5 protein-coding genes are annotated in these 6,396 nt (G+C 67.7%); all 5 read left to right on the top strand.

Annotated elements, in window-relative coordinates; genetic code table 11:
- Positions 1 to 135: 135 nt before the first annotated feature.
- The 5 genes from BFF76_RS00330 (at position 136) to BFF76_RS00310 (ending at position 6,367) form a co-directional block, all read left to right on the top strand.
- Positions 136 to 1,119, top strand: a complete 984-nt coding sequence (locus BFF76_RS00330) for a hypothetical protein (RefSeq protein ID WP_053928518.1) — start codon at positions 136 to 138, stop codon at positions 1,117 to 1,119.
- 128 nt (positions 1,120 to 1,247) lie between these two features.
- A complete protein-coding gene (gene chvE / locus BFF76_RS00325) occupies positions 1,248 to 2,357 on the top strand; it encodes a multiple monosaccharide ABC transporter substrate-binding protein (RefSeq protein ID WP_053928519.1) in 1,110 nt (369 codons plus the stop codon).
- Between the two features lie 32 nt (positions 2,358 to 2,389).
- Positions 2,390 to 3,940, top strand: a complete 1,551-nt coding sequence (mmsA, locus tag BFF76_RS00320) for a multiple monosaccharide ABC transporter ATP-binding protein (protein WP_031092537.1) — start codon at positions 2,390 to 2,392, stop codon at positions 3,938 to 3,940.
- Positions 3,937 to 5,181, top strand: coding sequence for a multiple monosaccharide ABC transporter permease (gene mmsB / locus BFF76_RS00315; RefSeq protein ID WP_053928520.1), 1,245 nt, complete (start codon positions 3,937 to 3,939; stop codon positions 5,179 to 5,181). The genes mmsA and mmsB overlap by 4 nt, the downstream gene beginning before the upstream one ends.
- A 28-nt stretch (positions 5,182 to 5,209) precedes the next feature.
- Positions 5,210 to 6,367, top strand: coding sequence for an aldose epimerase family protein (locus tag BFF76_RS00310; protein WP_053928521.1), 1,158 nt, complete (start codon positions 5,210 to 5,212; stop codon positions 6,365 to 6,367).
- Positions 6,368 to 6,396: the final 29 nt, after the last annotated feature.

Raw genomic sequence — 6,396 nt, 5'->3', positions numbered from 1 at the left:
GGGAAGGTGCTGCTGCGGCCATGACGGGCCCGCCCCGATCCGTGCGCCGGTACGGCGGCGTCCTGACCGCCTCCGTACCGAAGCACTCCCAAAGATCCGAACTTCGTCCGAAATACCGAACATGAAGGACCAGTCGTGAACGACGCCCCTGTCTCTTCCCCCGGCGCCGCAGGCCCCCGTCGCCCCGGTGACACCGCGCTCACCGCGCTCGGCCTCGGCCCGGCACCCCTGTCCCCGGCGGACGCCTCACCGCACTCCTTCCCCGGCGGCGGCAGCTGGCGCACCGAGGTGCCGTCCGTGGAGGGTCCGGAGGCCCTCGGTGTCGTGCTCAAGGAGTCCGCGCGGCTCGACGTCCCGGTCCACCGCGTCAGTCAGGGCAGCGGCGTCTGGATGCTGACGGACGCGGAGATCACCGAGATGGTGGAGGGCTGCGCCGAACGGGACATCGAGCTCTGCCTGTTCACGGGGCCGCGAGGCACCTGGGACACCGGCGCGTCGGTCCGTACGGACTCCGGCGGCGCCGGGCTGCGCTCCCGCGGCCACGACGCCCTGGCCGGCTGTGTCGAGGACGCCCTGCGCGCCACCGGGCTGGGCGTGAAGTGCCTGCTGGTGGCCGATGAAGGTGTGCTGTGGACCCTGCACCGGCTGCGCGAGCAGGGTGCCCTGCCGGCCGACACGACCTTCAAGGTGTCGGCGCTCATCGGACCGGTGAACCCGGCCTCGTACGCCGTGTTCGAGCAGCTCGGCGCCGACTCGATCAACATCCCGTCCGACCTGACGCTCGCCCAGTTCACCGAGATCCGCCGGGTCTCCCGGGCCCCGATGGACCTCTACATCGAGGCACCGGACGACCTCGGCGGCTATGTGCGGATGTACGAGGTCGCCGAGCTGATCCGGCGCGGCGCGCCGCTGTACCTGAAGTTCGGCCTCTCCAGGTCGCCCGGGATCTATCCGTACGGCCGGCACCTGCGGGAGCTGGCACTGTCCACCGCCAAGGAACGCGTGCGGCGCGGCCGGCTCGCACTGGACCTGCTCGCGCGGCACGGGGCGGACGGGGGCATGGCTCAGCTCGGCACCCGGCTGCCGGGCCCGCTCAAGCGGTTCGAGATCTCGTCATAACGTTCCGGAAACCTTCTGCACAAAAGAAGACACAGCCGCGCACAATCCCACACACCTGTTCCTGGCCGATCCGCCCCCAGCCATCCGGCGCCACCGGACCGACCTGACTCACATCAAGGATGATGACTATGCGCAACCGCAGAGCCGCACTTGCCGCTATAGCCTCCGCCGCCTCCCTCGCCCTCACCCTGACCGCCTGTGGCCAGAACAGCGAAGGCGGCAGCGAGGAGAAGAAGGGCGGTGCCGACGGCGCCACCATCGGCGTCGCGATGCCGACGAAGTCCTCCGAGCGCTGGATCTCCGACGGCGCCAACGTCGTGAAGGAACTGAAGTCCAAGGGCTACGAGACCAAGCTCGTCTACGGCGAGGACGACCCGGACCAGCAGGTCTCGCAGATCGAGAACATGATCACGCAGGGCGTGGACGCCCTGATCGTCGCCGCGATCGACAACAAGTCCCTCGACAACGTGCTGCAGCAGGCCAAGGACGCCGACATCCCGGTGATCTCCTACGACCGGCTGATCCTCGGCACGGAGAACGTCGACTACTACGCCTCGTTCGACAACGAGAAGGTCGGCGAGCTGCAGGGCACGTACATCGTCGACAAGCTCGGCCTGGAGGACGGCAAGAAGGGCCCCTTCAGCATCGAGCTGTTCGCCGGTTCCAACGACGACAACAACACCAAGTACTTCTTCCAGGGCGCGATGAACGTCCTCAAGCCCTACGTGGACAAGGGCGAGCTGGTCGTCAGGTCCAAGCAGACCGCCCTCAACCAGGTCACCACCCTGCGCTGGGACGGCGGCACCGCCCAGAGGCGCATGGACGACCTGCTGACGTCGAGCTACCGCAGCACCAGGGTCGACGCCGTGCTCTCGCCGTACGACGGCATCTCCATCGGCATCCTCTCCGCCCTGAAGTCGGACGGCTACGGCTCCAAGGCCAAGCCGATGCCGGTCGTGACGGGCCAGGACGCCGAGGTCGCCTCGGTGAAGTCGATCATCACGGGTGAGCAGACGCAGACCGTCTACAAGGACCTCCGCCAGCTCGCCAAGGTCGCCTCGAACATGGTCGACGCGGTCCTGAAGGACAAGAAGCCCGAGGTCAACGACACCAAGTCCTACGACAACGGCGCCAAGGTCGTCCCCGCCTTCCTGCTTCAGCCGGTCAGCGTCGACAAGGACAACTACAAGGAGACCCTCGTCGACGGCGGCTACTACACCGCCGACGACCTCAAGTAACCGGGCCCCCTCAAGGATTGGAAGGCAAGACCATGGCGGGACCCGTCCTGGAAATGCGCTCGATCGTCAAGACCTTTCCCGGTGTCAAAGCGCTTTCGGACGTCACGCTGACCGTCCGTCAGGGCGAGGTCCACGCCATCTGCGGAGAGAACGGCGCCGGCAAGTCGACCCTGATGAAGGTGCTCTCCGGCGTCCATCCGCACGGCAGCTACGAAGGGGACGTCCTCTTCGAGAGCGATACCTGCCGGTTCAAGGACATCCGGGCGAGCGAACAGCGCGGCATCGTGATCATCCACCAGGAGCTGGCGCTGGTGCCGTACCTGTCCATCGCGGAGAACATCTTCCTCGGCAACGAGCACGCCAAGCGCGGACTCATCAACTGGAACGACACCCTCAGGCACGCAGGCGAACTGCTGCGCCGGGTCGGTCTCGACGAGCACCCGGAGACCCGCGTCGCCGACATCGGCGTGGGCAAGCAGCAACTGGTGGAGATCGCCAAGGCGCTGTCGAAGAAGGTGAAGCTGCTCATCCTCGACGAGCCGACGGCGGCGCTCAACGACGAGGACAGCGGGAAGCTCCTCGACCTGATTCTTCAGCTGAAGGACCAGGGCATGACCTCGATCATCATCTCGCACAAGCTGAACGAGATCCGCCGGGTCGCCGACTCGGTCACGATCATCCGCGACGGGCGCTCCATCGAGACGCTCGACGTGAAGGCCGCGCAGACGACCGAGGACAGGATCATCAGCGGGATGGTCGGCCGCGATCTGGAGAACCGCTTCCCGGAGCGGACCCCGCACCACCCGGAGGAGGGCACCGCGCCCGCCCTGGAGATCCGCAACTGGACCGTGCACCACCCCATCGACCAGCAGCGCAAGGTCGTCGACGACGTCTCGATCGAGGTGCGGCGCGGCGAGATCGTCGGTATCGCCGGGCTCATGGGCGCCGGCCGCACCGAGCTGGCGATGAGCGTCTTCGGACGCTCCTACGGCAGGTACGCGGGCGGAACCGTCCTCAGGGACGGCATCGAGATCCGTACGAAGTCCGTCCCCGAGGCGGTCGGGCACGGCATCGCGTACGCCACCGAGGACCGCAAGCACTACGGCCTCAACCTCATCGACACCATCAACCGGAACATCTCGCTGACCGCGCTGGGCAAGGTCGCGAAACGGGGTGTGGTCGACGAACACGGGGAACGGCAGGTCGCCGAGGGCTTCCGCAAGTCCATGAACATCAAGGCGCCGACCGTCTTCGAGCCGGTGGGCAAGCTGTCCGGCGGCAACCAGCAGAAGGTCGTCCTCAGCAAGTGGATCTTCGCGGGTCCCGAGGTGCTGATCCTGGACGAGCCCACGCGCGGCATCGACGTGGGCGCCAAGTACGAGATCTACACGGTCATCGACCAGCTGGCCGCCCAGGGCAAGGCGGTCGTCTTCATTTCCTCCGAACTGCCGGAGCTGCTCGGCATGTGCGACCGCATCTACACGATGGCCGCGGGACGGCTGACGGGTGAGTTCTCGCGGGCCGAGGCCTCGCAGGAAGCGCTGATGCGTCAGATGACGAAGGACAAAGAGGTAACGCGATGAGCACGGACCTGACCGCCAAGACCCCGGCACCCGTGCCGCCCGGCAGCGGAAAGCCGGCCTCCGGCGACGGTCTGCTGCAGCTGATGCTCGGCGGCATGCGCCGCAACATGCGTCAGTACGGCATGCTGATGGCCCTCGGCCTGATCGTCGTGCTGTTCGCGGTGTGGACGGACGGCGACCTGCTGCTGCCACGCAACGTCTCCAACCTGGTGCTGCAGAACAGCTACATCCTGATCCTCGCGATCGGCATGATGCTCGTCATCATCGCGGGCCACATCGACCTCTCGGTCGGCTCACTGACCGCGTTCATCGGTGCGATGGCCGCCGTGCTGATGGTCGAACACGATCTCCCCTGGCCGCTCGCGGTCTTGCTGTGCCTGGCCATCGGCGCCGTCGCGGGTTCGGTGCAGGGCTTCTTCATCGCCTATCTCGGCATACCGTCGTTCATCGTGACCCTCGCGGGCATGCTGCTCTTCCGCGGTCTGACGGAGATCTTCCTGAAGGGCCAGACCCTCGGCCCCTTCCCGAAGGACCTGCAGAAGATAGCCAACGGCTTCCTGCCCGAGGTCGGTCCCACCACCAACTACCACAACCTCACCCTGCTGCTGGGCTTCGCGCTGATCGCCTTCGTGGTGCTCCAGGAGGTCCGTGACCGCAAGCGGCAGCAGGAGTTCGCCCTCGACGTGCCACCGTTCAAGCTGTTCCTGCTGAAGCTGGTCGCACTGGTCTCGGCCGTCCTCGTCGTCACGCTGCTGCTCGCCAGCTACAAGGGCGCCCCGGTCGTGCTGCTCATCCTCGGTGTGCTGGTCGTCGGGTTCGGCTACCTGATGCGCAACGCGATCATCGGCCGCCACATCTACGCCATCGGCGGCAACCTGCCCGCGGCCAAGCTGTCGGGTGTGAAGGACAAGAAGGTCACCTTCCTGGTCTTCCTGAACATGGGCATGCTCGCGGCCCTGGCGGGTCTGGTCTTCGCCGCCCGCTTCAACGCGGCCTCCCCCAAGGCCGGCCTCAACTTCGAACTCGAGGCCATCGCCGCCTCGTTCATCGGCGGTGCGTCGATGAGCGGCGGCGTCGGCACGGTCCTCGGCGCGATCATCGGTGGCCTGGTCCTGGGCGTACTGAACAACGGCATGAACCTCGTCGGCATCGGCACCGACTACCAGCAGGTCATCAAGGGCCTCGTCCTGCTGGCCGCGGTCGGCTTCGACGTCTGGAACAAGCGCAAGGTCGGCTCGTAACACCCCTTCTTCCGACAGGAGTTGTTTCATGACCGGAACCAGCAGACGCACCGTCCTGGCGGCCACGGCCGCCGCCGGGGTGGTCATGGCGGCGGGCTCCCCGGCCGCGCACGCCGCGGTCACCGGGCGCACCCCGTCCAAGGAGCTCTTCGGCACGCTCGCCGACGGCACGAAGGTGCACCGCTGGACCCTCGCCAACGGCGGGACCCGGCTGAAGGTCCTCTCCTGGGGCGGTGTCGTCCAGTCCCTGGAGACCCCCGACCGCAGGGGCCGGACGGCGAACGTCTCGCTCGGCTTCGACAACCTCCCGGACTACGTCGCGAAGTCCCCCTATTTCGGCGGGCTGATCGGGCGGTACGGCAACCGCATCGCCGGGGGGCGCTTCACCCTCGACGGCGTCACGCACCAACTGCCCGTCAACGACGGCCCGAACAGCCTGCACGGCGGCGACCAGGGCTTCGACAAGCGGGTCTGGGACGTGAAGCCGTTCACCGGACGCGGAGACGTCGGGCTGGTCCTGACCCGGACCAGCCCGGACGGCGAGGCCGGCTACCCGGGCTCGCTCGCCGTACGTGTCGTCTACACCCTCACCTCCCGGGGTGAGTGGCGCATCGACTACACGGCGACCACGGACCGTGCCACGGTCCTCAACCTGACCAGCCACACCTACTTCAACCTGGCGGGCGAGGGCAGCGGCAGCGTCGACGGACACCTGCTGGAGCTGGCGGCGGCGCGCTACACCCCGGTGGGCGCGACGCTGATCCCGACGGGTGAGCTCGCCCCGGTGGCACGTACGCCGTTCGACTTCCGGCGCTCCCGGGCCATCGGGGAGGCCGTCCGCACCCCGCACGAGCAGATCGGGTACGGGCAGGGGATCGACCACAACTACGCGCTGGACAAGGGGAGGACGGCCCGCCCCGAGTACGCGCTGACCGTGACCGACCCCGGCTCCGGCCGGGTGATGAAGATGTACACGACGGAACCCGGCATGCAGGTCTACACCGGGAACTTCCTCGACGGCACGCTGACCGGCACCTCGGGGCGGGTCTACCGCCAGGGCGACGCGTTCTGCCTGGAGTCCCAGCACTTCCCGGACTCCCCGAACCAGCCGTCGTTCCCCTCGACGGTGCTGCGGCCGGGGGCCACCTACCGCTCGACGACGGTGCACGCCTTCTCGGCACGCTGACCACGGGCAGGCCACGAGCGGCGCCCCCT

It is taken from the genome of Streptomyces mutomycini (genome assembly GCF_001700505.1).
GTDB lineage: Bacteria > Actinomycetota > Actinomycetes > Streptomycetales > Streptomycetaceae > Streptomyces > Streptomyces mutomycini.
The sequence above is the reverse complement of the archived record's forward strand: the minus strand, read 5'-3'. Positions and strand labels throughout refer to the sequence as shown.

Excerpts from the sequence above, each read along its gene's own strand:
- chvE (WP_053928519.1), top strand. The coding sequence starts at position 1,248 with ATGCGCAACCGCAGAGCCGCACTTGCCGCTATAGCCTCCGCCGCCTCC.
- BFF76_RS00310 (WP_053928521.1), top strand. The coding sequence starts at position 5,210 with ATGACCGGAACCAGCAGACGCACCGTCCTGGCGGCCACGGCCGCCGCC.
- mmsB (WP_053928520.1), top strand. The coding sequence starts at position 3,937 with ATGAGCACGGACCTGACCGCCAAGACCCCGGCACCCGTGCCGCCCGGC.
- mmsA (WP_031092537.1), top strand. The coding sequence starts at position 2,390 with ATGGCGGGACCCGTCCTGGAAATGCGCTCGATCGTCAAGACCTTTCCC.